Origin of the sequence: Parasphingorhabdus sp., from assembly GCF_036964675.1 — a bacterium.
Lineage (GTDB): Bacteria > Pseudomonadota > Alphaproteobacteria > Sphingomonadales > Sphingomonadaceae > Parasphingorhabdus.
Genome location: NZ_JBALTF010000183.1, coordinates 1 through 511, shown reverse-complemented (window position 1 = coordinate 511; position 511 = coordinate 1). Strand labels below are relative to the sequence as shown.

Sequence of the window (511 nt, the reverse complement as noted above, 5' to 3'; positions counted from 1 at the left end):
CGGCGAAAATGCCGCAGGTTGACGGGCATGTGATCAAGGAAAGAGCAAAAATATTGCGAGAGGCAGTCACGCGACGCGCATTGAACTGGCGTCGGTCATTGGTCGGGTCGAGACAGAATATCCTCGCGGAAATGTCCGGAGACGCCGGCTATGCCGAGAATTTCGTTCGCGTCCAGCTGGATAGCCCGGCAAGCAAGGGCGAGATTGTTCCGGTTGAAATTACCGGCATGCAGAATAAAAAATTGATTGGCAGGGTGGCAGCGTGACCGAGAAAAACAGTTGGAAAGATCGCCTGTTTGGCGGCTTCAGCAAGACGTCATCACGGCTGACCGAAAATCTCGCGGGTCTTGTAACCAAGGCAAAGCTGGATGAGGCGACGCTTGATGATATCGAAGATGCGCTGATCCTGTCGGATCTTGGGCCAGCGACCGCAGCGACCATTCGAGAAAAATTAGCGGTCGAGCGGTTCGAAAAAGGCCTGACCGAACATGCGGTTAAAGAGATTATCAAA

1 protein-coding gene and 1 pseudogene are annotated in these 511 nt (G+C 53.2%); both read left to right on the top strand.

The window, feature by feature from the left end; translation table 11 throughout:
• Positions 1 to 266 (top strand): annotated as a pseudogene (locus V7665_RS13965) (tRNA (N(6)-L-threonylcarbamoyladenosine(37)-C(2))-methylthiotransferase MtaB); the annotation flags it as partial.
• Positions 263 to 511: signal recognition particle receptor subunit alpha (locus V7665_RS13960; RefSeq protein WP_335665110.1), on the top strand; the 249-nt coding region annotated here is incomplete at its 3' end. The pseudogene V7665_RS13965 and the gene V7665_RS13960, both read left to right, overlap by 4 nt.